This is a genomic window from Streptomyces sp. WMMC940 (assembly GCF_027460265.1).
GTDB lineage: Bacteria > Actinomycetota > Actinomycetes > Streptomycetales > Streptomycetaceae > Streptomyces.
This window is the reverse complement of record NZ_JAPZBC010000001.1, coordinates 450,438-472,513: the sequence shown is the minus strand read 5'-3', so window position 1 is coordinate 472,513 and position 22,076 is coordinate 450,438. Positions and strand designations below refer to the sequence as shown.

Annotated in this window: 18 protein-coding genes and 1 pseudogene; 6 read left to right on the top strand and 13 right to left on the bottom strand. The window is 72.0% G+C overall.

Annotation, left to right across the window (positions count from 1 at the left end):
* The first annotated feature begins 218 nt into the window (after positions 1-218).
* Both O7595_RS02190 and O7595_RS02185 read left to right on the top strand, forming a co-directional pair.
* On the top strand, positions 219-1,877 hold the full coding sequence (locus O7595_RS02190; RefSeq protein WP_269727019.1) for an FAD-dependent oxidoreductase: 1,659 nt from the start codon (positions 219-221) through the stop codon (positions 1,875-1,877).
* Positions 1,874-3,322: a sensor histidine kinase gene (locus O7595_RS02185; protein ID WP_269727018.1), complete on the top strand. Its 1,449-nt coding sequence runs from the start codon at positions 1,874-1,876 to the stop codon at positions 3,320-3,322. The genes O7595_RS02190 and O7595_RS02185 overlap by 4 nt, the downstream gene beginning before the upstream one ends.
* A gap of 239 nt (positions 3,323-3,561) precedes the next feature.
* On the opposite strand, the gene pgm is transcribed toward O7595_RS02185, so the two are convergent.
* Complete coding sequence (gene pgm, locus O7595_RS02180) at positions 3,562-5,202, bottom strand: phosphoglucomutase (alpha-D-glucose-1,6-bisphosphate-dependent) (RefSeq protein WP_269727017.1); 1,641 nt, start codon at positions 5,200-5,202, stop codon at positions 3,562-3,564.
* Positions 5,203-5,465: 263 nt separating this feature from the next.
* On the opposite strand from pgm, the gene O7595_RS02175 reads away from it, so the two are divergent.
* The gene (locus O7595_RS02175; protein WP_269727016.1) at positions 5,466-6,086 is read left to right on the top strand and encodes an L-threonylcarbamoyladenylate synthase; all 621 of its coding nucleotides are present in this window, start codon (positions 5,466-5,468) and stop codon (positions 6,084-6,086) included.
* Positions 6,087-6,255: 169 nt separating this feature from the next.
* On the opposite strand, the gene O7595_RS02170 is transcribed toward O7595_RS02175, so the two are convergent.
* The 5 genes and pseudogenes from O7595_RS02170 to O7595_RS02150 form a co-directional block, all read right to left on the bottom strand.
* Positions 6,256-7,401 carry a sugar ABC transporter permease gene (locus O7595_RS02170; protein ID WP_443071809.1) on the bottom strand — a complete coding sequence of 382 codons (1,146 nt, stop codon included), beginning with the start codon at positions 7,399-7,401 and terminating at the stop codon, positions 6,256-6,258.
* A 140-nt stretch (positions 7,402-7,541) separates the two neighbouring features.
* Entirely contained in the window at positions 7,542-8,336 is a 795-nt protein-coding gene (locus tag O7595_RS02165) for an ATP-binding cassette domain-containing protein (protein WP_269727014.1), read from the bottom strand.
* 60 nt (positions 8,337-8,396) lie between these two features.
* Positions 8,397-9,564, bottom strand: a pseudogene (locus O7595_RS02160) (sugar ABC transporter substrate-binding protein).
* A 158-nt stretch (positions 9,565-9,722) separates the two neighbouring features.
* Complete coding sequence (locus O7595_RS02155; RefSeq protein ID WP_269727013.1) at positions 9,723-10,346, bottom strand: TetR/AcrR family transcriptional regulator; 624 nt, start codon at positions 10,344-10,346, stop codon at positions 9,723-9,725.
* A 194-nt stretch (positions 10,347-10,540) separates the two neighbouring features.
* Positions 10,541-12,598: a discoidin domain-containing protein gene (locus tag O7595_RS02150; RefSeq protein WP_443071807.1), complete on the bottom strand. Its 2,058-nt coding sequence runs from the start codon at positions 12,596-12,598 to the stop codon at positions 10,541-10,543.
* A 487-nt stretch (positions 12,599-13,085) separates the two neighbouring features.
* On the opposite strand from O7595_RS02150, the gene O7595_RS02145 reads away from it, so the two are divergent.
* On the top strand, positions 13,086-13,283 hold the full coding sequence (locus O7595_RS02145; RefSeq protein WP_269727011.1) for a hypothetical protein: 198 nt from the start codon (positions 13,086-13,088) through the stop codon (positions 13,281-13,283).
* 22 nt (positions 13,284-13,305) lie between these two features.
* Here the strand turns inward: O7595_RS02145 and O7595_RS02140 are convergent, their stop codons facing one another.
* The 5 genes from O7595_RS02140 to O7595_RS02115 form a co-directional block, all read right to left on the bottom strand.
* Positions 13,306-14,403 (bottom strand): glutamate--cysteine ligase 2, encoded by a 1,098-nt coding sequence (locus O7595_RS02140; RefSeq protein WP_269727010.1) that lies wholly within the window; start codon positions 14,401-14,403, stop codon positions 13,306-13,308.
* Positions 14,404-14,687: 284 nt separating this feature from the next.
* Positions 14,688-15,461, bottom strand: coding sequence for a methyltransferase domain-containing protein (locus O7595_RS02135; RefSeq protein WP_269727009.1), 774 nt, complete (start codon positions 15,459-15,461; stop codon positions 14,688-14,690).
* Between the two features lie 507 nt (positions 15,462-15,968).
* Positions 15,969-16,652 (bottom strand): STAS domain-containing protein, encoded by a 684-nt coding sequence (locus O7595_RS02125; RefSeq protein WP_269727008.1) that lies wholly within the window; start codon positions 16,650-16,652, stop codon positions 15,969-15,971.
* Positions 16,653-16,899: 247 nt separating this feature from the next.
* Positions 16,900-17,457 (bottom strand): DUF6114 domain-containing protein, encoded by a 558-nt coding sequence (locus O7595_RS02120; protein WP_332328105.1) that lies wholly within the window; start codon positions 17,455-17,457, stop codon positions 16,900-16,902.
* A complete protein-coding gene (locus O7595_RS02115; protein ID WP_269727007.1) occupies positions 17,448-18,071 on the bottom strand; it encodes a DUF6230 family protein in 624 nt (207 codons plus the stop codon). Before O7595_RS02115 ends, O7595_RS02120 begins: the two co-directional genes overlap by 10 nt.
* Before the next feature lie 237 nt (positions 18,072-18,308).
* On the opposite strand from O7595_RS02115, the gene O7595_RS02110 reads away from it, so the two are divergent.
* Both O7595_RS02110 and O7595_RS02105 read left to right on the top strand, forming a co-directional pair.
* Positions 18,309-18,710, top strand: a complete 402-nt coding sequence (locus tag O7595_RS02110) for a hypothetical protein (RefSeq protein WP_269727006.1) — start codon at positions 18,309-18,311, stop codon at positions 18,708-18,710.
* Between the two features lie 470 nt (positions 18,711-19,180).
* Positions 19,181-20,377 carry a phospholipase D-like domain-containing protein gene (locus O7595_RS02105; protein ID WP_269727005.1) on the top strand — a complete coding sequence of 399 codons (1,197 nt, stop codon included), beginning with the start codon at positions 19,181-19,183 and terminating at the stop codon, positions 20,375-20,377.
* A gap of 93 nt (positions 20,378-20,470) precedes the next feature.
* On the opposite strand, the gene ppk2 is transcribed toward O7595_RS02105, so the two are convergent.
* Together ppk2 and O7595_RS02095 are read right to left on the bottom strand one after the other, a co-directional pair.
* Complete coding sequence (gene ppk2, locus O7595_RS02100; RefSeq protein WP_269732333.1) at positions 20,471-21,427, bottom strand: polyphosphate kinase 2; 957 nt, start codon at positions 21,425-21,427, stop codon at positions 20,471-20,473.
* A gap of 277 nt (positions 21,428-21,704) precedes the next feature.
* Entirely contained in the window at positions 21,705-22,052 is a 348-nt protein-coding gene (locus tag O7595_RS02095; protein WP_269727004.1) for a PRC-barrel domain-containing protein, read from the bottom strand.
* Positions 22,053-22,076 lie beyond the last annotated feature (24 nt).

The window sequence follows — 22,076 nt, the reverse complement described above, 5'->3', positions numbered from 1 at the left end:
GCTCCCGCCGGGGCTTCCGCCTGTGCTCACCCAGGCGTTCCCGTGCGGGCGGGGCCCTTCTCCGTCAGGGCCCGTACGTCCGCGCGGCCGGTGCCGGCCCGTAGGTCCGCGCGAGCGCCCACGGAGCCCATCCCCGGCAGGCGCCCGCACCGTGGGAACGCCCGGCGGAGACGCCGGCCCGGTGGGCGCCCGCACGACCGCGGGCGCATCATGAAGAGATGGCTAAGGCGACGATCCTGACCGTCGACGACGATCCAGGAGTCTCCCGGGCCATCGCCCGTGATCTGCGGCGCCACTACGGCGACCGCTTCCGCGTGCTGCGCGCCACCTCGGGCGACGAGGGTCTCGAAGCCCTGCGCGAGGTCAGGCTGCGGGGCGAGGCGGTCGCCGTGATGATCGCCGACTACCGCATGCCCACCATGAACGGCGTCCAGTTCCTGGAGGCCGCCATGGACCTGTTCCCCCGGGCGCGGCGGGTGCTGCTCACCGCGTACGCGGACACGGGCGCGGCGATCGACGCGATCAACGTCGTCGATCTCGACCACTATCTGCTCAAGCCCTGGAGCCCGCCGGAGGAGAACCTCTACCCCGTGCTGGACACCCTGGTCGACATCTGGGGCGCGGCATCCGACCCGGAGACGCCCGAGACGAGGCTGGTGGGCCATCGCTGGTCCGCCCCCTCCTTCGCCGTGAGGGAGTTCCTCGCGCGCAACCTCGTGCCGTACCGGTGGATAGCCGCCGACGAACCCGAGGGCGCCCAGCTGCTCGAGGCGGCCGGGCTCACACCGGCGGACGTCCCCCTCGTCGTCACCGCGGAGGGCAAGGTCCTGCACGCCCCCACGGGGGCGGAACTCGCCGCCCACGTCGGCCTGCGCACCAGCCCCGCGGCCGACTTCTACGACGTCGTCGTCATCGGCGCCGGCCCGGCCGGGCTGGGCGCCGCCGTCTACGCCGCCTCCGAGGGGCTGCGCACGGTGCTCGTCGAGCGCAGCGCCACCGGCGGCCAGGCGGGGCAGAGCAGCCGGATCGAGAACTACCTGGGCTTCCCCGACGGGGTCACCGGCGCGCAGCTCACCGACCGTGCGCGGAGGCAGGCGGCCCGGTTCGGCGCCGAGATACTCAGCGCCACCGAGGTGGTGGCCCTGGAGGCCGCCGGGTCCGGACGCGTCCTGCGGTTCGCGGACGGCACCTCGGTCGGCGCGCACACCGTCGTCCTCGCCACGGGGGTCACCTACCGGCGTCTCGCCGGCGCACAGCTCGACGGCTTCTGCGGCGCGGGCGTCTTCTACGGCTCGGCGGCCTTCGAGGCGGCCGGCTGCCGCGGTGACGACGTGTACATCGTCGGCGGCGCCAACTCCGCCGGGCAGGCGGCGGTGTACTTCTCGCGTTTCGCCGCGAGGGTCCATGTGCTGCTGCGCGGCCCGGACCTGACCCACTCCATGTCCGCCTATCTGATCCAGCAGATCGAGGCCGTGCCCAACATCGAGATCCATCCGTGCACCGAGGTGGCCACCGGGGACGGGGAGGGCCATCTGGAGCGGCTGACCCTGCGGGACAACCGCACCGGGGCCCGCACGGAGGTCGACGCCACCTGGCTGTTCGTGTTCATCGGGGCCGAGCCGCAGACGCAGTGGCTGGACGGACTGATCGCCCGTGACGACCGCGGATTCGTCCTGACCGGCCCCGACCTCCCCGAGGCGGGCGGACGGTCGCCCCGCTGGCCGCTGGTGCGGGCGCCGTACCACCTCGAGACCAGCGTGCCCGGGGTGTTCGCGGCGGGGGACGTCCGCGCCGAGTCGGTCAAGCGGGTGGCGTCCGCGGTCGGCGAGGGGGCGATGGCCGTCACGCTCGTGCACCGCTATCTGGAGGCCCAATGACCGCCTCGGTCTCGCGGGAGGTGCTCACCCCGGACGAGCTGCGCACCCTGTTCCTCTTCGAGGCGCTCGACGACGACCAGCTGGCCTGGCTGTCCGAGCGCGGGCGCGTGGAGGTGCGCGAGGCGGGAACGCCCGTGTACGCCCAGGGCGAGGGCGCGACCTGCTTCTTCGTGCTTCTCGCCGGCACCGTCGCGATCAGCCGCCAGCTCCACGGCGACGAGATCGAACTCAGCCGCAGCGGACAGCGCGGCGCCTACGGCGGGGCCACCCAGGCCTACCTCGGCGACCGCGTGGACCAGGTGTACTCGAACACGATGCGTGCGGTGACCGACGTGGAGTTGTTCGTCCTGCCCGCGTCCGAGTTCGCCACGGCCATCCGTACCTGGTTCCCCATGGCCCTGCATCTGCTCGAAGGACTGTTCCTCGGGCTCCGGGCCAGCGACATCATCGTCGGCGAACGCGAGCGGCTGGTCGCCCTCGGCTCGCTGACCGCCGGCCTGACCCACGAGCTCAACAACCCCGCCGCGGCGGCGGCCCGCGCCACCGACACCCTGCGTGACCGGGTGACCCGCATGCGGCACAAGCTGGCGCTGATCGCCGACGGCCGCGTCGACGGCAAGCGCCTCCACGAGTTGGTGGAGATGCAGGACGCCGCGGTGCGGCGGGCCCGGGACGCCCGCCGGCTCACGGCGATCGAGGCGGCCGACGCCGAGGACGAACTGGGCGACTGGCTCGCGGAGGCAGGGCTGGAGAACGCCTGGGACATCGCCCCCACCCTCGTCTCCGGCGGCATCGACGCCGATTGGCTCGCCGACGCCACCGCGGAACTGTCCGACGAGAACCGTCGGGCTGCGGTGGCCTGGCTGAACTACACCGTCGACACCGAGATGCTGATGGGCGAGATCGAGGACGCGGTCCGCCGCGTCTCCGGACTGGTCGACGCGGCACGGCAGTACTCCCAGCTCGACCGCGCCGCCCAACAGCCCGTCGACGTCCACGAACTCCTCGACGCCACCCTGGTGATGCTCAAGGCCAAGATCCCCGCCGGGGTGCGGGTGGAGAAGGAGTACGCCGGGGACATGCCGCTCGTCCCCGCGTACGGCGCGGAGCTCAACCAGGTGTGGACGAACCTCATCGACAACGCCCTCTCCGCGATGGACGGCGACGGCACTCTCACCCTCGCCACCTGGCACGAGGACGGCAAGGCGTACATCGAGGTACGGGACACGGGCACGGGCATCGATCCCGAAATCCGCCCCCGCATCTTCGAACCGTTCTTCTCCACGAAACCGGTCGGCGAGGGGACGGGCCTCGGACTCGACATCTCCTACCGGATCGTGGTCGACAAGCACGGCGGTGACATCCGCGTCGCCTCGCACCCGGGCGACACGCGGTTCCGGGTCTGCCTGCCCCTCGTCCGGCCCTCCGGGGACGAACCGCTCTGACACACCCCGGTCCGGCGCTTCGGAGGGCGTCGGGGCGCGTTCGCCCGTGACCGGCGATCACCCTCACGCGGGGTGAGTCCGGGGGGCCCGTCGAGTCCGCGTTCGGGGCGCGCCCCGCCGCGCGGGAAGGATGCTGTTGGTGGAAGCGGGGCAGGGCCCGTCCCGGTGCTCCACGCGCAGTCGGACGGCCCGGCCCGCGCCACGGCGAGCGCGGGACCGGTGGCCGTCGCGGCCCGGGTTCAGCCGCGCAGGGCCGCCGCCACCACGGACCGGGCCTCGTCCTGGACCCTCGTCAGATGGTCCGGTCCGAGGAACGACTCGGCGTACACCTTGTAGACGTCCTCAGTGCCCGAAGGCCGCGCCGCGAACCAGGCGTTGGCGGTGGTCACCTTGATGCCGCCGATCGGCGCGCCGTTGCCCGGCGCGTGGGTCAGCACCGCGGTGATCGGCTCCCCGGCCAGGGTGTCCGCGGTCACCTGCTCGGGGGAGAGCCGGCTCAGCACGGCCTTCTCCTCACGGGTCGCGGGAGCGTCGACCCGGGCGTAGGCCGGTTCGCCGAACCGCTCCGTGAGCGAGGCGTAGTGGCGGCTGGGCGACGCCCCCGTCACCGCCAGGATCTCGGACGCGAGCAGGGCGAGCACGATGCCGTCCTTGTCGGTCGTCCACACCGAGCCGTCCCTCCGCAGGAACGAGGCGCCGGCGGACTCCTCACCGCCGAAGCCGAGTGAGCCGTCGAGCAGCCCGTCCACGAACCACTTGAAACCGACCGGTACTTCACGCAGTTCCCGTCCGAGGTCGGCCGCCACCCGGTCGATCATGCTCGACGACACCAGCGTCTTGCCGACCGCCGCTCCGGCCGGCCACTGGGCGCGGTGGCCGTAGAGGTACGAGATCGCCGTGGACAGATAGTGGTTGGGGTTCATGAGCCCGCCGTCCGGGGTGACGACGCCGTGCCGGTCGGAGTCGGCGTCGTTGCCCGTGGCGACCTGGAAGCGGTCGCGCTGCTCGATCAGCGACGCCATCGCGTACGGGGAGGAGCAGTCCATGCGGATCCTGCCGTCCCAGTCCAGCGTCATGAAGCGCCACGTCGGGTCCGTGAGCGGGTTGACGACGGTCAGATCGAGGCGGTGCTGCTCGGCGATGCGGCCCCAGTAGGCCACGGACGCCCCGCCGAGCGGATCGGCCCCGATGCGTACGCCCGCGGCGCGCACCGCGTCGAGGTCGAGCACGGACGGCAGGTCGGACACGTAGGAACCCAGGAAGTCGTACCGGCCGGTCGTCGCGGCGGTCAGCGCCCTGGCCCAGGGGATGCGGCGCACGTCCTTCAGCCCGCCGGTGATGATCTCGTTGGCGCGCTCCTGGATCCAGCCGGTCGCCTCGGAACCGGCGGGGCCGCCGTTTGGCGGGTTGTACTTGAAGCCCCCGTCCGACGGGGGATTGTGCGACGGCGTGACCACCACACCGTCGGCCAGGCCGGAGGCGCGACCGCGGTTGTGGACGAGGATGGCGTGCGAGACGGCCGGGGTGGGGGTGTAGCCGTCGGTCTCGTCGACCAGCACGGTGACGCCGTTGGCCGCGAACACCTCGACCGCCGTGACCTTCGCGGGTTCGGACAGCGCATGGGTGTCGGCGCCGAGGAACAGCGGCCCGTCGATGCCCTGCCGGCTCCGGTACTCGCAGATCGCCTGGCTGGTCGCGGCGATGTGGTCCTCGTTGAAGGCCGTGGTGAGGGAGGACCCGCGGTGCCCCGAGGTGCCGAAGGCGACCCGCTGGGCGGGGTCCGCCGGATCGGGGTGCAAGGCGTAGTACGCCGTCACCAGCCGAGGCACATCGATGAGGTCCTCCGGCCGCGCCGGCTGTCCTGCGCGCTCGTTCGGCATCCGTTCCACTCCTCCGTATCGGTGGGTGCGATCAGTGCACCCGTCATGATCGCTCGTCAGTCGCCGCTCGTCCGGTTGCCCCTCCGCACGTACGTGCCGGGAGGGACCCGGAGTCGGGCATGCCCAGCGTGCGCCCGCGCACGCGCCCCGCACCGGCGATTCTCCGGAATCCTGCCCCGCCCCACCCGCGACCTGCCGCCGCCGCCTTGAACGTCCTCGCCCGCCCGGGGGGCCGATCCGCCCTGATCACCTACACTCGCCGGATGGCGAAGTACTTCGACGTCCATCCCGAGAACCCCCAGCGCCGCACCATCAACACCGTGGCCGACTCCATCCGGTCCGACGGCCTCGTCGTGTACCCGACGGACTCCTGTTTCGCCCTGGGCTGCCGTCTCGGCAGCCGGGAGGGCATCAACCGGATCCGCTCGATCCGCGGTCTCGACGACCGCCACCACTTCACCCTCGTGTGCCGGGACTTCGCCCAGCTCGGCCAGTTCGTGCACGTCGACAAGGACGTCTTTCGGGCGGTCAAGGCCGCCACCCCCGGCAGCTACACGTTCATCCTGCCGGCGACCAAGGAGGTGCCGCGCCGGCTGCTGCACCCCAAGAAGAAGACGGTCGGCGTCCGCATCCCCGACCACGTCGTCGCGCAGGCGCTCGTCGAGGAGCTCGGCGAGCCCCTGCTGTCCAGCACCCTCCTCCTGCCCGACGAGGACGAGCCGATGACGCAGGGCTGGGAGATCAAGGAACGGCTCGACCACGTGGTGGACGCCGTGCTCGACTCGGGCGACTGCGGCACCGAACCGACCACCGTCATCGACTTCTCCGGCGGCGAACCGGAGATCGTGCGCCGGGGCGCCGGCGACACCGCACGGTTCGAGTAGCCGCAGGGGCCCGGACCCCGGCCGAGCCCCGCTCCGCACCGTCCGTCACGCGCGTGCGGCGCCGACCCCCTCCGCGGCCCGGGCTTCCATGACCTGCCGGGCTGCCCGGACCGGCCCACGGGCCCGCGCGCGGCCGAGCGCCACGGCCGGGCCCTCCGCGCCGGCCGGGTCACGCCCTGCCGTGCGCCTTCTGCGAGTGCCGTGCCAACGAGTCGAGGACCACCGCGGCGAGCAGCACACACCCGGTGATCACCGACTGCATGGGCGTCGGGATGCCCAGCAGGACCATGCCCGAGGCGATCGACTGGATGACGAGCATGCCCAGCAGCACGGACCATGTCGTCCCCCGCCCGCCGAACAGGCTGACGCCGCCGATCACGGCCGCGGCGATCGCGTTGATCAGGAGAATGCTGGAGCCCGACGTCTGGCCGACGGCGGCCACCCTGGACGCCAGGAACAGCCCGCCGACCGCGGCCAGCGTCCCGGACACCATGAACGCCGAGATCCGCAGCCACACCACGTTGATCCCGGCACGGCGGGCCGCCTCGCGACCGCCGCCGATGGAGACGATCCTGCGGCCGTAGAAGGTGCGCCGCAGCACGAAGTCCAGTCCGACGACGAAGGCCAGGAAGATCAGCAGCGCGAGCGGCAGGCCCTGGAAGCGGTTCAGGATGTACGCGGCGGCGAAGGCGACCACAGCCACCGCGGCCGTGCGCACGACGACGACGCTGAGCGGCCGGTACATCACACCGACGGACCGGCGCCGGCGGGAGTCCCGGTACGACGCGAGGAAGAACACGGCCACGCTCAGTGCGGCCAGCCCGTAGGCGACCGCGGTCTCCCGGAAGTAGTAGCTGGTCAGGGCGTGGATAAAGCCCTCTTCGGGGAGGTTGATGGTGCCGCTGGCGCCCAGCACGTACAGCATCAGCCCGTTCCAGGCCAGCAGTCCCGCCAGTGTGACGACGAACGCCGGGACGCCGAGCCGGGCCGAGAAGAAGCCCTGGGCGGCGCCTATCGCCGCGCCCACCACCAGGGCGGCGAGCACGGCCGCCCACTCCGGCATGCCCTGGTTCACGTTGAGCACCGCGAACACGGCCGCCGTGAGCCCGCTGACGGAGCCGACGGACAGATCCACGTCGCCGAGGAGCAGCACGAAGACCAGACCGAGCGCGATCATGCCCGTGCCGACGATGTCGATGCTGAGGTTGGACAGATTGCGCGGAGAGAGGAACTGCTGGTCCAGGCTCTGGAAGATGATCCACAGCAGGGCGACGGCGGCGACTCCCGGGACCGCGCCGAACTCGCCGCTGCGCATCCGGCGGACGAAGTCCCGGGCGTGGCTTCTGAAACCCCTGTCGGCGTCCGCGCGGGCCCGGTCGGCGCGCGCGGGGCTGCCCCGGGCCCCGCCCTCCCCGGGTCTCGTGGCCCCGGTGCGCTCCGACGCTCCGCTCCGCTTCACCGCAGCACCTCCCCCCACCGGTCCCGGCGATGGGTCACGGCGTTGTTGGTGGCGCCGGTCATGGAGGAGACGATCTGCTCCTGGGAGGTGGTCGGCACGCTGAAGAAGCCGTTGTTGCGGCCGAGGTGGAGCACCGCGACATGGTCCGCGACGGCCTTCACGTCGCCCAGGTTGTGGCTCACCAGGAGCACTCCGAGCCCTCGGTCCCGCAGCCGCTCGATCAGGTCCAGGAACTGGGCGGTCTGTCTGACCCCCAGCGCGGCGGTGGGCTCGTCCAGGATGAGCAGCCTGGGTTCGCTGAGCAGCGCGCGGGCGATGGCGACCGTCTGCCGCTGCCCCGCGGAGAGCGAGGCGACGGGTACGCGGAAGCTGGGGAGGCGCGTCGACAGCGACTCCAGTACGTCCAGTTCCTGGGCCCGTCGCTCCATGGACACCTCGTCGAGGATGCCGCTCCCGCCGAGCTCGTGTCCCAGGAAGATGTTGCCGACGACGTCGAGCGTCTCGCACAGGGCGAGGTCCTGGTAGACGCTGGTGATGCCCAGGGCCTGGGCGTCGCGGGGGCGGGAGATCCTCACGGGGCGGCCGTTCCACTCGATGACGCCCTTGTCGGCGGGTCCGACCCCGGTGATCACCTTGACCAGCGTGGACTTGCCCGCCCCGTTGTCGCCGACCAGGGCGACGACCTCGCCGGCGTGGATCTCCAGCTCGATGTCGGTCAGTGCCCACACTGCGCCGTACCGCTTGCTGATCCCGCGCATCGCCAGGAGTGGGGCGCTCGACACGTGAACCATCTCCTTCGCCCGTCCCGTCCGTCGCTCCGGCCGGGAGCCGCACCGGCGGCATCCGGCCGGCTATCCGGTGAGTCCCGCTTTCCGGCAGGCGGCCTCGACCGCCGGGGTGCAGATCTGGTCGACCGTGTAGAGGCCGCCCTCGACCACCGTTTCCTCGATGTTGTCCGCGGTCACGGGTACCAGGGGCCCCAGAACCGCGGGGATGTCGTCGTCGGTGTCGTTGCGCACCCGGTCCTGGGCCACGTCGTCGAGCTTCTCGCCGCGTCCCAGGGCGACGGCCATCTCGGCGGCGGCCTCGGCCTCCGCCTCGAAGGACTTGTAGACGGTCATGTACTGCTCGCCCTTGACGATCCTGCGGATGGCGGACAGATCGGCGTCCTGCCCGGTCACGGGCGGCAGCGGCTTGACCCCGGCCGCCTTGAGTGCCGTGACGACACCGCCCGCCAGCCCGTCGTTGGCCGACAGCACGCCGTCGATGCGGTCCGGGCCGAGTTCGGCGATCGCTGCGGACATGTTCCGGAAGGCGTTCTCCGGTATCCACCCGCCGGTGTAGTAGGACCTGGCGATCTTCACCTTGCCCTGGAGCACGGACAGCGCGCCCCGGCGCAGGTCCCGGGTGTTGGGGTCGGTGGGGTCGCCGTTCATCATCACGATCTGGCCGCCGCGGGCCTTGGGTCCCATCGCCTTGAGGAGTTCCTGGGCCTGGATCCTGCCGATCTCCTCCGAGTCGTAGCTGGAGTAGGCGGAGATGGGCCCCTGGGCGAGGCGGTCGTACGAGACCACCGGCACGTTCGCGTCGCGGGGCCCGGGCGATCGATGACCGCAGTGCCTTGTCGTCGACGGGGTCGAGGATCAGGACCTTGGCCCCCTTCGCGATCATGGACTCGATCTGCTGCTGCTGAGTGGCCACGTCCGCGGAGGCGTAGGCGTGCAGCAGCGTGCAGTCGGGACACAGCGCCTTGACCTTCGCCTGGATGAGGGGCTTGTCGGCGGTCGCCCAGCGCGCGGTGTGGACGTCCGGGAGCAGCAGCCCGATCGTGAAGCCGCCCGAGCCCGAGGTGTCGCCCGCGTCCTGACCCGCCTCCCCGGCCGTCCCGCAGGCCGCGAGTCCGGCGAGCGCCGCGGTCGCGGTGGCGGCGGCCAGGGCACGGGCCGGACGCCCGCGCGTCCACGGCGTCCTTCCGCCGCGGCCGTGGCGGCTCTGCGAACGATGAGGTGAAACCAGCATATTTCCCAATGTATGGGAAAATGCAAAAAGGAGCTGTCGGGCGAGGCGGTGGGGCGGCCCGGTCCGGCGCCGCCCCGCGGGGCCCGCTTGAGGCGGCGGTCGACGGATGCGCCCGGGCCCGGTTCGGACCGCGGACGGGAGCGAGTGTCGAGCGGCCGTCAGGTGGTTCCGGGCGCGGTCGGCCGGTCCTCGGCGCGGACGAGACGCACGACCTGGTCGGCGATCGTGTCCAGGACGTCCGCAGCGGCGGTCGCGTCGCCGAGGACCAGGAAGTTCAGGGTGAGCCCGTCGGTCATGACGGCCAGGTAGTGCGCCAGGACCGCGACGGGGACGCTCGTCTCGAGCCCCATGTCGTGCCGCAACTGGTCGATCAGCTCGGTGAACGTGTCCGTGTACAACTCGTACTGACGGCGTGCCAGATGTTCGAAGCCCGGCTGGCGCAGTGCGTACTGGGTGAGCTCGTAGGTGAGCATGTGCTCGCCGGGGTTGGCGCAGACATGGTCCCAGTAGGCCTGGAACCCGGCGCGGACCGTCTCCCGCAGGGTCGCCTTGGGCCGGATCGCTTCCCGCACCACCGCGATGTAGTGCTCGGTGATCGCCTCGATGACGGACTCCAGCAGTTCCTGCTTGGAGTCGAAGCAGTAGTGGAAGACGCTCAGCGACACATCCGCCTCGGCGGCGATCGACCGAGTCGTCGTCCTGGGGACACCGTCACGGGTCATCGCCCGGATCGCTGCCTCGATCAGCTGCCGGCGCCGTTCGGCCGACGGCATCCGTGCCATGCGGTTCCCTCGTTCCCCTGCTGTGCCGTGTCTTTCGTTGTCCTCTGTTGTGCCGTGCCTGCCGTGCTGCGCCCCGCGGTGCCGGTGTGGTGTTCCCCGTGCCCACCCCGCCTCGCCCCGGAGCCTCGCGACGTGTTGCGGGGAAGCGGCCGGGGCCTGCCGGCCCCGGCCGCTGTGCTCACCCCGTCCGCGGCTCAGCTGCTGTAGACGCCGACCTCGTGCAGGGAGTAGCCCCACTTGGTGCCGCGCTCCAGCCCGTGGATACGCACATGGCGGGCCGTCGTCCCGTCGAACCGGGCGGTGTCCAGGCCGCCGTCACCGGCCGTCGTGGACCACACCGGCCGCCAGTTCGTCCCGTCCGACGACACCTCGACCCGGTAGGACTTCCCGTAGGCGCGTTCCCAGTCGAGAGTGACCCGTTTGACCAGGGTCGGTGCGCCGAGGTCGATCCGGAGCCACTGGTTGTCGTTCCAGTGGCTCGCCCAGCGGGTCCTCGCGTCGCCGTCGACGGCCCTGGCGGGGGCGTAACTGGTGAACAGGCTCCACTCCGACGAACTGGCCGTGGCCGGTGCGCCGGCGGCGAGGTTCACCCCGGCCCTGTGCCGCTCGGACCCGCCCCAGGTGCCGAGGTAGGACTCGGCGCCCCGGAAGAGGTCGTCCACCACGCCCTGGCCACCCACGATCCGTACGTCCTCCAGCCAGTCCGGGACGAGGCCGTAGTGCGCCGCGCCGTCGGTGTTGAGGTCCCAGGTGCGCAGGCCGGTGGTCTGCCGGTCGAGTACGGAGCCGCCGTCGGCGCTGCGGAAGGGGTAGCGCACGGGGTTGGGGGTGTCGGCGCCCCGCGGCCCCGGCCAGCCGCCGACGCCGTTCATGTCGCTGCCGTAGCCGTATCCGACGCCGTACTTCTCGCGCAGCGCGTCGGTGCGGTCGGCCTCGGCGCTGAACTGCTCGGAACCGTGCATGTACTGGGCGATGAAGCCACCGAGCCGGTACACGCGCTCGGTCCAGTCGATGTCCATCCAGCTGTGCGAGGAGAGCACACCCGGGTACGCGTCGGCCTCGAGGATGTCGAGCACCCGGCCCGTGGCCTTGACGCTCATGTGGTCGATCTCGAGCATCATCTTGCGCTTCATCATGCCGCGCACGGCGTACTCGCCTAGTTCGGTGAGGCCGCGGGTGTTGCACCGCGCGTCCGCGGAGTACGACGGGACCTTCACGCCCGGCGGGAGCTCCTTCTCGGCGCCGGGGGCGGCGGCGAGGCCGATGGGGTTGTCGTGCTGCGGGCCCGCGCACTTCTCCGTCTTCCAGAAGGTGCCGGTCGACAGGAACTGGCCGACGTTGATCGCGGTGCCGAGCGTGCCCGAGTCGAACCGTACGCCGCACAGCGCGTTGTCGAACTTGTGGCAGAGGAACATGCTCCGTACGCCGAGCTCGTGGAGTTCGTCGAGACCGCGGTCGATGTCGTCCCTGCCGCACTGCGGGACGTCCAGGATCTGCTTGCAGCCGAACGGCTCGGAGGTCTCCACCCCGAGGACCACGGCCAGTTTGCCCTGCTCGATGACCTGCCGGGCCTGCGCGGAGTCGGTGACGATCCGGAAGAAGCCCTTGCCCGGTCCGCCGTAGATGCCGTCGATGTACGCCTGCATCTCGTAGGTCTTCCGAGCCTGCAGGCGGATGGAGGTCATCTCGTCGCAGCTGCGGTCCTTGAAGAAGTACACCGAGCAGATCACACCGTTGGTCACCAGGTCGTTGACGAGGACGCGCTGACCGCCGCGCCAGGCCCGTTCGATCCAGGCGTAGTAGTTCTGCTGGTGCGTGAGCGAGTCGTGGGCGGGCCAGTCCTTGAACGTCGGCCAGCCGTTGGGGTCGTGCCGGCCGTCCCCGCCCTTGGTGATGAAGTCGAAGACGGCGAGGGAGCCGTCGGGGTAGTGCTCCGGGCAGTCCTTGAGGGCGTCGGCGATGCCCTGCTCCGAGAACGCCTTGCCGCAGATGAGCCGCCCGCCGAACGCCTCGTTCGACATGATGTGGTTGTGCGCGTCGACGAAACCGCGCACCTTTCCGTCCGGTCCGGTGCCCTTGAAGGGTTCGCCCGTGACATTGATCCCGGAGTCGGGCGCCGGCCGGGCGGCAGGCACCCACCAGCCGGACTCGGCCGAGGAACCGGGGGCCGTGCCGAGGACCAGGGTCAGTGCGGTGAGGAGCAGGGTCACCACCGCGAGGGGTCCACGGCGGCGGCGCGAGAGCCGTTTCATCGTCATCACTCAAGCCTTCGGTGAGCGGACGGCCGGGCCGGGGCCGGGTCCGTCCGGAGCCGGGACCTTCCGCCGAGATCCCCCTGTCATGACCCGTGCAAGCGGTGCGACGAGAATCGCGACTGTCACACAAAGAGTCAATAGTCCGGGACGGGTGACCTGATGGCCCGGTGGCCCGCCAACTACGCCCGGCTCACGGACGATTCGCCCACCCGGGGCTCCGCCGTGACGACCACCCGGAACCTCGACTCCGCCGTCCCGGACCGTCCTTCACCGCCAGGGCGCCCCTTGGCTCGGCGCACCGGCTACGGCCGCCGGTCTGCCGGACATGCCCACAAGGACGGACTCGGCACGCCGGGCGCCCTTTCGTGCCGGTGCCGCCCGGGTCGGTGCCCCGGCCCGCGAGCGGTCACAGAAACTTCACGAACACGGGCGTTCGCTTCGCGCTCCGGCGGCAAAGCGAGCTCCAGTCCACGAGGAGACGCCCGTGATTCTCATCGCCGTGCTCATTCCCCCCGCGCTTCTGCTCCTGATCATCGCGATGGACCGCTTCGAGGACCGCTTGTTCGCGGTCCCGGAGCCCCCGCGGCACGCCCGGCCGCGACGCCGTCCACGCCTCCTCCCGCGCCGCCGGCCGGAGCCCGGTCCGGAGGAGCGGGAACGGCCCCTGCCCAGGGCCGCCTGACGTCCTCCGCCCCGGAGCCCGGTCAGCCCTGGGTACGCCGCACGCACTCCGTGACGACATCACGGAGGTTGCCGGTCCGCTCCAGCAGCTCCCGCTGGACCCGCGCCCCGTTGCCCTCCGACAGCAGTACGTCGAGGGCCTTCCGGGCCGCCGCAAGATCACCCGTCACGTCGAGGGCGTCCCGTACGTGGTCGAAGAGCGCGCGCACCACGTTCCCCGCCGGCTCCGGCCGCATGGTCAGGGGATGCATCAACTCGTGCTCGAGCCCGTACCGTCCCGCCTGCCAGGCCGCCATCCGCAGCAGCGACGTCCCGTGCCGGGCGGGCGGTTCGCCCTTGTGCCACTCGCGGGCCGCCGTTTCCACCAGTCCCCGGGCCAGGGTCGCGAGCAGCACCGTCGTCGAGGGGGACAGGCACACGTCCGCGACCCGGATCTCGACGGTCGGATAGCGGTGGGACAGCCGGGCGTCGAAGTAGACCATGCCCTCGTCACGGAGCACACCCGTGCCCAGCAGGTCCCGCACCAGTTCGTGGTAGCGCTGCGCCGAGCCGAGGACGTCGACCGGGCCGGCGGACGGCCAGCGTCCCCAGACCTGACTGCGGTAGCTGCCGTACCGGGTGTCCTTGCCCTGCCAGAACGGGGAGTTCGCGCTCATCGCCATGAGCACGGCCAGCCACGGCCGGATGCGGTCCAGGACCGCCACGCCCTCCTCGTCGGATTCCACCGAGACGTGCACATGGCAGCCGCTGGTGAGCTGTTCCTGCGCGGTCAGGCCGAACTTCCCGCCCAGCCAGCGGTGCCGCTCGCCGAAGCCCATCGAGGGGCTGACGGGCAGCGGGGACGTGGCCAGCGCGGCCACCGCACCGCCCACCCGCTCCGCATGGCGCGCGGCCTCGGCCCGCCAGCCCCGGATCTCCTCCGCGATGTCCGGCATGGCGATGTGCGGCCGGGTCGCGAACTCCAGTTGCTCCCGGTGCAGTTCCTCCTCGAAGACCTCCTCCGTGTCATCACGGACGGCCTCGCGCGAGGCGGTGGCCAGCAGGGCCGTCGACAGGGCCCGGGGCTCACCGCTCTCGGCGTCCACCAACAGCAGTTCTTCCTCGACACCCACACTGCGCACGTCAACCGCCCTTCCGCGGCCAGGCCGCATTCTCCGTGTGACCCCGGACGCCCCGGCCGCCCGGAGCGGGACGCTCCGGGCAGCCGATCGCAGCCGGTTGCGGACGGATGCCCCGCGATCGGCCGTCGACACCTCGCCGGGGCGGGCCGTCGCCCGCAGCGGACCGCCGGCGCGGCGGGCACCGCGCTCCCGGGCGCGTGTCCCGAGGGGGGCACGGAACGCGTTACGGGCGGGCCCTCCTCGTGGGCGAACGGGCCGCCGAGCGGGAGGTGGGGCGGGTTCGCTCAGCGCGAGCAGACGACGGTGACCAGGGTGAAGGACGCGTAGAACGGACCTTCCGACAGGGACGCGAACCAGCTGTGGCCGCGTGCGGCGTCGATGTGCCCCTCCTCGATGGCGCGCTGGGTGCTACGGCCCAGTCCCAGCATGTGGTCGGCGTCCTCGAAGTCCCGGAAGACGGGTGTCGTGGTGAGCACGGTCTGCACGACGAAGCCCGCCCGCTCGGCGAGCCGGGCGAGACTGCGGCCGATCGTGGCGTTGCGGACCACTTCGGAGGTCGTGTACCGCGTGAACGCCCGGCTCGTGTCGAGGTCCTCCGCGTCGACGGCGAGGGTGTCCCAGTCGGGTTCGACGAGCCCGACCAGCGCTCCGGGGCGCGTGGCCGTGTGGAGTTGCGCCAGTACGGCGACCGGGTCGGCGACGTGCGTCAGGACCCGGTCGACCTTGGCGCGGTTCGCCGTGCCGGGCGCCACGGGCAGGGCGTGGGCGTCCCCCTCGCGGAGGTCGATCACCGGCAGGCCGGTCGTGCGCCGCCGCGCCTCGGCGAGCATGGCCGGGTCGTGGTCCACGCCGATCACGGTGCCGGCGCCACCGACCCGTTCCGCCAGCGCGGGCAGATCCGCACCCGACCCGCACCCGACGTCCAGCACCGTCTGACCGGGCCGGACGTCCAGCAGCTCGATCAGCTCCTGTTCGTACGCTCGCCCGGCGCCGCCGCCTGCTGCCCGCAGCATGTAGGCGGCCGGGTCGGGCCGTGACGCACCGAGAATCGTTGGCATGCGTGAGAGTCAAACACGTGGCCGTCCGGTGGCGCCACGCGTCCGGCGGGGACGACCGCGCAGGGTCGCACGGCCTCCGCCTCGCTCCCGCCGGGTGAGCGCTGCATCTCATGGGCCCGCCTGCCCCTGGCCCGGGCCGGTCCCCGTCTCGGCTTCCGTCCCGTGCGCCGCCGCGCGGACCTCGTCCCCGGGGCGGGGCGGAGCGACCCGGGGCCCGGCCCGCTCCTCACCGCACGGCGCAGTCGGCGCGCACACGGTGCCGGGCCAGACGTCCGGCCCGCCACCTCGCCACTCGACCTGCCGAGGGTCCCGGACATCCACCTGACCGGGGTCCAGCCACGCCCTCCGCATGAACTCCACCACATGCGGCAGGTGATAGGCGCGCCCCATGACGAGGCCATGGACGCGCACGCGTCTGCCGCCCCACCCGTCGGGCCGGTGCACGATGACGAGGGGTCGCGGCAAGGGCCGCTGGGCGTCTGTCGTCGAGAGCATGGTGACGGTGCGTCAGTCCGCCGGTCGGGTCGCGGGCCCGGTGTGCGGCGTGGTGCCGCCGACGGCACGGACCCCGATGTCCGTCCGCCGCTCGATCTTCAGTCCCGAGCCGGTCAGGGCCCCGGCCACGGCGTCGCCGAGGACCCGGTCCGCCGCGCGGGTGCCCACACGATCGCCGCCGGTCCGCCAGAAGACGTCGACCGCCTCTCCGTCGGGGCGGACATGGAGGAAGCCGGGAACCCCGGGCCGGCCGGTGAGCGGGAAGCCGGCCCGCAGCAGTGCGGTGCGTACGGCCGAGGCCAGCGGGGTGCCGTCGGGCCCTGCGGGCTCCGTACCGGTGGTGAACAGCTGTGCGGTTCCGGTCTTGTCCAGCAGGTGCCCCATGAAGCTGCCGGCCACCGTGACCAGCACGGTCCGCCCCGAGGCCAGAGCCTGCTCGCGCACATCGAGCAGCATTCGCAGCCCGGCGGTGTCGCAGTAGGTCACCTGCGACAGATCGAGGTCCAGTCCCGTCCGGGACTGCTGCAGGGCGGCCACGAGCGTGCCGTCCAGCCCGCAGGCGTCGAGGCCGGTGACATGGCCGCACACCGTCACCGTCGCCCGGGCGCCGCCGCCGTCGGTGACCGCCGCCACCACGTGGGCGGGTCCGGCCGGAGCGGGCGACCTGTCCAGACCGCGAGGCCAGAAAGCGATCACGAAGCACCTCCGGAGGACCTGGGGACCCGACTCACCCATGATCGGGACCGCGACCTCGTGCGGCAGCCCATGGAGCGAACGGTTCCGGCCATAACGTCCTTTGAGCGAAATGCCATGATCTGTCATATGGACGGCCGATGTGACGATACGTCCGGGACCGTGTGGGAACGGCGGAGACGCATCGGCGGTCAGGAGTCGTCGAGCCGCTGCGGCCCTGCGCGCTCCCGGGCCGGCCCGACGGGGCGCCTCAGGCCGATTCGCGTGCCGCCGAGGGCACCGAGGACGGGGTCCTGCCGTACGGGGGCACAGCGGTCCCGCTCGCGCTCTCCGGGGGTGCTGCCCAGGCGCATGCCAGCGAACCGCCGATCAGGCCGGCGAGGAGCCCGAGGAAGAGGCCCCCGAAGTTGGCGACGGGGAAGGAGACGAGCGACAGGAGCAGTGCCGTGATCCCGGCGAACACACGCGTCTGCGGACGGAGCCACATGCTGAGGCCCAGCACGACGAGGAGTGTCCCGGTGAGCAGGGCCCCCGCGCCCGCCGTGGTGGACAGCGCCAACGGAATACCCGACAGGCTCAGCGGTACATAGGGGAAGTACACGATGGGCAGGCCCGCGACGAGCGTGAACAGGCCCGCCCAGAACGGCCGCGCGCCGCGCCATGCGCGGAAGCGCCGACGAGCCTCGACGGCGTCGGAGCGCCGGGGCGGCCGGACGGCCCGTACCGCCCCGAGGAGCATGCGTGCCCGCGACCGCGTGGCGCGGGGGAGCCGGTGGAATGGGCGCTCGCGCCCGGGGGTCAGAAGCATTCGCGGCTTCCCCTCTTGAGACGCATGGTCAGATCGGGAACGCTGAGCGTGGCGGCGGTCACCGCGACGGCGGTCACCCGCACGTCCGTCAGGTCGGCCGACCGGGCCTGCTGGGCGATGCCGTCGGGGTCGAAGTACCGTGAGTGCCTGTCTCCCGGGCTGATCGGTCCCTTGTCGACGGCGCCCGCCGCCACGCCGGTGTCGATGTCCTCGAACTCGGCCCGGCCGATAGACAGGGCCTTGGAGTCGATGAACATGCTCCTCGCCTCGACCCGGTCCCGCTCGCCGCCGGTGAGCCTCAGCGTGTAGGGGCCGAGGACGGGGACGGGAACCACCACGGACTGGCACAGACCGCCGATCTCTGCATGGCGGAAGCCGGTGACCGTGACGGGCACCGGAGTGCCGTCCCTGGTCACGTCGACCATGCCGTAGATGCTGAGCCCCCGGACCTTCAGCGTGTCGGCGCTGATCTGGAACGTCCGGCCCGAGATCAGGAAGGAAGCGGCGAGGGCTCCCTCCGCCATGCCGACGCCCAGGGCCACCGCGGCGGCCACCGAGGGGACCAGCACCGCGGCGAAGCGCTTCCAGCGTGTCCTGCCGTGACTGTGCGACATGGCGGTCTCCCGGGGCCGTGGAGCGTCACTGCCGACGCCGGACGGGAAGTGCGCCGAACAGGGCCGAACAGGAACGGGCACGTCCCCGTCCGGTGATGGATCCCAGGCTTACCGATCTTCCGGCCGACGGCACGTGCGCGGGGCAGACGGGTGAAGCGCGGGCCCGCCGCGGCCCGCCCGGCGGCGAGGGCCACCCCGGGTGCGGTGCTGCCCGGCCCGTGGGGGCACCATGACCCCGTGCCCCACTGCCCGTCCAAGAACCGTGACCGCGTCCTCGCTCTGGTCCTCGCGACCGTCGCCGTGGCCCTGTTCGCCTGGGGAGCGGGACTGGTGCACCGGCCCTTGCCCGAGGACCGCCCCGGCGGCAGGCTCGGGGAGCTCGCGGGCAGGGCGGGCTGCCGTGCCACGCTCGAGGCCGAGGAGGCCGGCCACCGGCTGGCGTCCTGCGCGGACGGCGACGAGCGGTACGTCCTGGTGACGTTCACCGGCACCGGTGAACGGAACGCATGGATCGCGGACACGCTCCCGGACGGAGCGATCTACCTCGCGGGCACGCGATGGGTCGCCTACGGCCACCCGGCCACCGTGCGGTCTCTGCACGCCAGGCTCGGTGGGGACATCCGCACCGTGGGGAGGTAGGAGACCGACGGGGGGACCGGCCGACCGTCGGGTTCCCCGCACGGACACCGCGCCCGAGTGGCCGGCCCGACGACCCGAGGTGCGCGCGGCCGTCGACCGTGAGCCGCGACCGTGCCCCCGGCCGGCGGACCGGACGGGTGCGCCGGACGGGCGCGGCCTGTGGTGCGGCGGACGCGGCACGTGTCGGGCGGGGCCGCCGCCGAACGCGATCCGGTCAGGGTGGGTCCGGCGCCGCGCGGGATCAGCGGGGCTCCCCCGGGCTGCCGGACGGCGGAACGGGGCCGTGGGCACCGGCGCCGGTGGACCGTCGCTGGTCGCGGCCTCGCAGACCCTTTCACCCTCGGCTACAGTGCGGTCGGCGCCGTGCCGCACCGCGCCGCCGATCCTGCCGCGGACCGGCCCGTCGGCCGCCGCCTCCGCGCGTCGGAGACGACGACACCGAACGCCGACCCCGCCGCCTGGAGGCGCAAGTGACTCTCGAAGACGCCCTACGTCCCGCCACCGGCCCGGCCGACATCGCCGTCCAGCGGCTGCGACGCAGACTCGAGCGGCTGATCGGAGTGGCGGCGACCGAGGGCAACGAACTCGTGCCGTTGCGCAACGGGCAGGAGATCTTCCCGGCGATGCTGGAGGCGATCCGCGCGGCGGAGCACACCGTCGACATGATGACGTTCGTCTACTGGCGGGGGCGGATAGCCCGGGACTTCGCCGAGGTGCTGGCCGACCGGGCGCGCGCCGGGGTGCGTGTGCGGTTGCTGCTCGACGGCTTCGGGGCGAAGGAGATAGAGCAGGACCTCCTCGACGCCATGGACGACGCCGGCGTCCAGGTCGCCTGGTTCCGCAAGCCCGTCTGGCTGTCGCCGTTCAAGCAGAACCACCGATGCCACCGCAAGGCACTGGTCGTGGACGAGCACACCGCCTTCACCGGTGGAGTGGGCATCGCGGAGGAATGGTGCGGGGACGCCCGCAACCCGCGCGAGTGGCGCGACACCCACGTCAAGGTCCGCGGGCCCGCGGTGGACGGCATCGCGGCGGCGTTCGCCCAGAACTGGGCCGAGTGCCACGACGAGATGTTCGACGAGCACGACCGGTTCGTCGAGCACACCCGGCACGGCGACTCCGTGGTGCAGGTGGTCCGTGGCTCGGCGAGCATCGGATGGCAGGACATGCAGACGCTGATCCGCGTCATGCTCACCTCCGCCGAGAAGCGCTTCCGCCTGGCGACCGCGTACTTCGCGCCCGACGCGTTCTTCGTCGACCTGCTGTGCCGGACAGCTCGCCGCGGTGTGCTGGTGGAGATCCTGCTTCCCGGCCCGCACACCGACCAGCGTGCCTGCCAGCTCGCGGGCCAGCACCACTACACCACGCTGCTCGAAGCGGGCGTGCGCATCCGGCAGTACCAGCCCACGATGATGCACGCCAAGGTCATGACGGTGGACTCGGTCGCGTCCCTGATCGGCTCCACCAACTTCAACCGGCGTTCGATGGACCACGACGAGGAGGTGATGCTCGCCATCCTCGACGAGTCGTTGACCGCGACTCTCGACGCCCACTTCGACGAGGACATCGAGAACAGCGTGGACATCGATCTCGTCCGCTGGAGGCGGCGCGCCGCCGTGCAGCGCCTCAAGGAGGCCTCGGTCGCCCCGATCCGGCGGTTCCTCTAGGCACACCGGCGATTCCGTGGGGCGCGTCGAGGGGCCGCCCCTTGCCACGGCGGGCGCCCCGGGCCGGCGTGTCGAGGGTCGGCACCGTGAACGTCACCGCCGTCCGGGATGGTTGCCGGGTCCGTCGTCGATCGGTGCCAGGGGAGTGGGGGTCAGATCGGCAGGTGTCTCACCGCGTTCCAGCAGGGTGTCGGCGGCACCGATGATCAGCGGGTCCGCCTTTCCCGCGGCCTCCGGGTCCTTGTCCGCGTAGTCGGCGCGGAGGAGCAGATGCCGCATCGCCTCCAGCCGGCCGCGTCGTTTGTCGTTGTTCTTCACCACGGTCCACGGCGCGTGAGGCGTGTCGGTCTCCCGGAACATGTCGACCTTGGCCCGGGTGTAGTCGTCCCAGCGGTCGAGCGACGCGAGGTCGGTGGGGGAGAGCTTCCACCGGCGGACGGGGTCGACCTGGCGGATCGCGAACCGTGTGCGCTGCTCACTGCGGGACACCGAGAACCAGAACTTCACCAGCATCACGCCGTCGTCCGTCAGCAGTCTCTCGAACACCGGTGCCTGGGCGAGGAAGTGCCGGTACTCCTCGGGGGTGCAGAAGTCCATGACCCGCTCCACGCCCGCCCGGTTGTACCAGGACCGGTCGAAGAAGACGATCTCGCCGGCGGCGGGGAGGTGGGACACATACCGCTGGAAGTACCACTGGCCGGACTCCCGTTCGGTGGGTTTGTCCAGGGCCACAACGCGCGCGCCGCGCGGATTGAGGCGTTCGGTGAAGCGCTTGATCGTGCCGCCCTTGCCCGCCGCGTCGCGGCCCTCGCACACGACGACCATGCGCCGGCCCGTGTCCCTGACCCACTTCTGCAGCTTCAGCAGCTCGATCTGCAGCACTCGCTTCTCGCGCTCGTAGGCTTTGCGGCTCAGCTTGTGGTCGTAGGGATGGTTCTCGCGCCAGGTGCCGATCGGCGTGCCGTCACCGTCCAGCAGGACCGGCTGCTCGGGGCGGGCGTCGTCGATCCGCAGTCCCCTGAGCAGCGCGGTGTCCGCTCCGGCCGCCATCGCCGTCGCGCCGGGTCTTCCGGACCCCTCAGGGGCGTGCTTCCCCGTGGAGGGGTCCGGCTCGTGCGGCTCCGCGGCCCCCGGTGCCGCGGAGGTGTTGCGGCTCTCCCCGTCCATGGCGCGTCCTCCTCGTCCTGTCCTGTCGGTCTGTCGGTCTGTCGGTCTGTCGGTCCTGTGTCCGGGACGTGCACCGCCTGCCCGGTCGTCCCGCGCGCACAGCCCGCTGGGCACGCCCCGGTGTACGGGACGTGCCCAGCGGACGGCGTGGCCCGGCGGCTCAGTGGCCGGAGCCGTAGTACCCGCCGAGCTGGTCGCGGTAGGCCGGGTCGCCGAGATGCTTGTCCTTGTCGAACTCCGGCGCGGACTTGATCTCGTCCTTCGTGCGGGACACGATGATCCGCCTCTCGTCGTGGTCGACGACCGTGATGGTGCCGGCCGGCAGTAGCACTTCCTTGCCGAAGATCCACACCCCGGTGTCGACGACGATGTACTGGGAGCCGACCTCGTTGGAGTGCTTGTCGACCTTGCCGATGTCCCCGTCGGTCGCCTCCACCCGATAACCCGTCAGGTCGTCGTCGCGGTTGTGCCCGCTGGTCGGTACGTAGGCCCACATGTGCTCGCTCACCGGTGCTCCTCACCTCGGGTGTTC

Excerpts from the sequence above, each read along its gene's own strand:
- O7595_RS02115 (WP_269727007.1), bottom strand. The coding sequence starts at position 18,071 with ATGTCGCACAGTCACGGCAGGACACGCTGGAAGCGCTTCGCCGCGGTG.
- O7595_RS02135 (WP_269727009.1), bottom strand. The coding sequence starts at position 15,461 with ATGCCAACGATTCTCGGTGCGTCACGGCCCGACCCGGCCGCCTACATG.
- O7595_RS02175 (WP_269727016.1), top strand. The coding sequence starts at position 5,466 with ATGGCGAAGTACTTCGACGTCCATCCCGAGAACCCCCAGCGCCGCACC.
- ppk2 (WP_269732333.1), bottom strand. The coding sequence starts at position 21,427 with ATGGCGGCCGGAGCGGACACCGCGCTGCTCAGGGGACTGCGGATCGAC.
- O7595_RS02170 (WP_443071809.1), bottom strand. The coding sequence starts at position 7,401 with ATGCGCAGCGGCGAGTTCGGCGCGGTCCCGGGAGTCGCCGCCGTCGCC.
- O7595_RS02165 (WP_269727014.1), bottom strand. The coding sequence starts at position 8,336 with ATGGTTCACGTGTCGAGCGCCCCACTCCTGGCGATGCGCGGGATCAGC.
- O7595_RS02190 (WP_269727019.1), top strand. The coding sequence starts at position 219 with ATGGCTAAGGCGACGATCCTGACCGTCGACGACGATCCAGGAGTCTCC.
- O7595_RS02185 (WP_269727018.1), top strand. The coding sequence starts at position 1,874 with ATGACCGCCTCGGTCTCGCGGGAGGTGCTCACCCCGGACGAGCTGCGC.
- O7595_RS02155 (WP_269727013.1), bottom strand. The coding sequence starts at position 10,346 with ATGGCACGGATGCCGTCGGCCGAACGGCGCCGGCAGCTGATCGAGGCA.
- O7595_RS02150 (WP_443071807.1), bottom strand. The coding sequence starts at position 12,598 with ATGAAACGGCTCTCGCGCCGCCGCCGTGGACCCCTCGCGGTGGTGACC.
- O7595_RS02120 (WP_332328105.1), bottom strand. The coding sequence starts at position 17,457 with ATGCTTCTGACCCCCGGGCGCGAGCGCCCATTCCACCGGCTCCCCCGC.
- pgm (WP_269727017.1), bottom strand. The coding sequence starts at position 5,202 with ATGCCGAACGAGCGCGCAGGACAGCCGGCGCGGCCGGAGGACCTCATC.